The organism is Luteibacter sp. P4_E6, from assembly GCF_056401535.1.
The window spans coordinates 1-1,896 of the sequence record NZ_JBFUJE010000668.1 but is presented as its reverse complement, the minus strand read 5'-3'; the positions used below and the strand labels follow the sequence as shown (position 1 = coordinate 1,896).

At 63.3% G+C, this 1,896-nt stretch carries 3 protein-coding genes; 2 read left to right on the top strand and 1 reads right to left on the bottom strand.

The genetic code is table 11. The annotated features are described in order from the left end of the window. Both AC1DT2_RS22185 and AC1DT2_RS22180 read left to right on the top strand, forming a co-directional pair. The coding region (locus AC1DT2_RS22185) for a phosphoketolase family protein (RefSeq protein WP_477298777.1) at nt 1–575 on the top strand (575 nt) is incomplete at its 5' end. After that, nucleotides 572–1,606 carry an acetate/propionate family kinase gene (locus tag AC1DT2_RS22180; protein ID WP_477298775.1) on the top strand — a complete coding sequence of 345 codons (1,035 nt, stop codon included), beginning with the start codon at nt 572–574 and terminating at the stop codon, nt 1,604–1,606. The genes AC1DT2_RS22185 and AC1DT2_RS22180, both read left to right, overlap by 4 nt. Before the next feature lie 86 nt (nt 1,607–1,692). On the opposite strand, the gene AC1DT2_RS22175 is transcribed toward AC1DT2_RS22180, so the two are convergent. Beyond that, nucleotides 1,693–1,896: fumarate hydratase C-terminal domain-containing protein (locus AC1DT2_RS22175; RefSeq protein ID WP_477298773.1), on the bottom strand; the 204-nt coding region annotated here is incomplete at its 5' end.

The window sequence follows — 1,896 nt, the reverse complement described above, 5'->3', positions numbered from 1 at the left end:
CGGCCGGCGCGGGTATCTGGTCCTGGGCCAGTCGCGGGCAGGACGATCCGGATGTGGTGATGGCATCCGCCGGCGACGCCCCCACGGTCGAAATCCTCGCCGCGATCATGTTGCTGCGCGAGTACGTGCCCGATATTCGCATCCGCATGGTCAATGTGGTGGACCTGATGGCGCTGGAAACGCCGGACGAGCATCCGCACGGCCTCGACGACGATGTGTTCGACGACCTGTTCACCAAGGACAAGCCGGTGATCTTCGCCTTCCACGGCTACCCCGGCATCATCCACAAGCTGACCTACCGCCGGCACAACCACGACAACGTCCACGTGCGTGGTTACAAGGAAGAAGGCACGACGACCACCGCGCTGGACATGATGGTGTTGAACAACATGGATCGTTTCCAGCTCGCGCTCGATGTGATCAACCGCGTGCCTCGCTTTGCAGGTGAGCGCGAGAAGGCGACGCAGCGTTACTGGTCGGATATCCAGCGCCACAAGCTTTACGTCAGCGAACACGGCCAGGATCTTCCCGACGTGCGTAACTGGCAGTGGCAGGCCGAGGAGGCGGGCGAGTGAGCATCGCCACCGGCCATGTGCTCGCCCTCAACACCGGCTCTTCGTCGCTGAAGTACGGTCTGTACCGTGTCGATGGCGAAACCTGCGAGGCCTTGTTGACGGAGAACACGGAGTCCGCTGGCAACGGCAGTGACCCGATCGCGACCATTGTCGGCACGTTGCGCGATCGCGGCCTGCCGGCACCGGATGCCATCGGCCATCGTCTCGTGCATGGCGGCCCGAACGTGCGTCAGCACGCACGTATCGACGAGCAACTGATGGTGCATCTGGATGAAGCGCGTGCCTTTGCACCGCTGCATGTGCCGGCAGCGGTGCAGATGGTGAAGCGCTGTCGCGTGGCGTTTCCCGGCGTGACGCAGGTGGCCTGCTTCGATACGGCGTTCCACGCGACCATGCCGGAAGTTGCGCGCACCCTGCCCTTACCGGCGGATCTGCGAGCGGGTGGCATAGAGCGTTACGGCTTCCACGGGCTGTCGTACGAGTCCATCGTGCGGCAGCTTGGCGATGCGGTGCCTTCGAAGCTCGTTATCGCCCACCTCGGCAATGGCGCCAGCCTGTGCGCCGTGCGCGATGGCAAATCGATCGATACCACGATGGGACTGACACCAACGGGCGGCATCGTCATGGGCACTCGCCCGGGCGATCTCGATCCCGGCGTGCTGCTCTACCTGATGCGCGAGCGCGGTTACGACGCCAAGCGCCTGGAGACCCTGGTCGACCACGAGTCGGGATTGAAAGGCCTGTCCGGCGGGACGAGCGATATGCGCGAGTTACACACCATGGACAACGCGGCGTCGCATCTCGCGCAGGATGTCTTCGTGCACGTGGCGAGCAAGCACATCGCCGGGATGATCACCTCGCTAGGCGGTATCGACCTGCTGGTCTTCACCGGCGGCATCGGCGAGAACGACGCGGTAACCCGCGACGCCATCCTCGCCGGCCTGCAATGGATCGGCGACTTCAATTCCCGCGTCATCCCCACGGAAGAGGATGAGCAAATCGCAAGACACACCTGGAAGCTAGCCAGTTAGTTTTTGCTGAATTTCGCCGGCTCCCACACAAACCCGCCCGGCCTATGCAGCGGATTCATGTAGGAGCCGATTCATCGGCGATGCCGTTAGACCACCACGACCGGAATCTTGCCGATGCGCGACTGCCATTCCTTCGGCCCGGAGATGTGCACCGACGAACCGGCGCTATCCACCGCCACAGTCACCGGCATGTCCCTCACCTCGAACTCGTAGATCGCTTCCATGCCGAGATCCTCGAAGGCGAGCACGCGTGACGCCTTGATCGCCTTCGACACGAGATACGCGGCGCC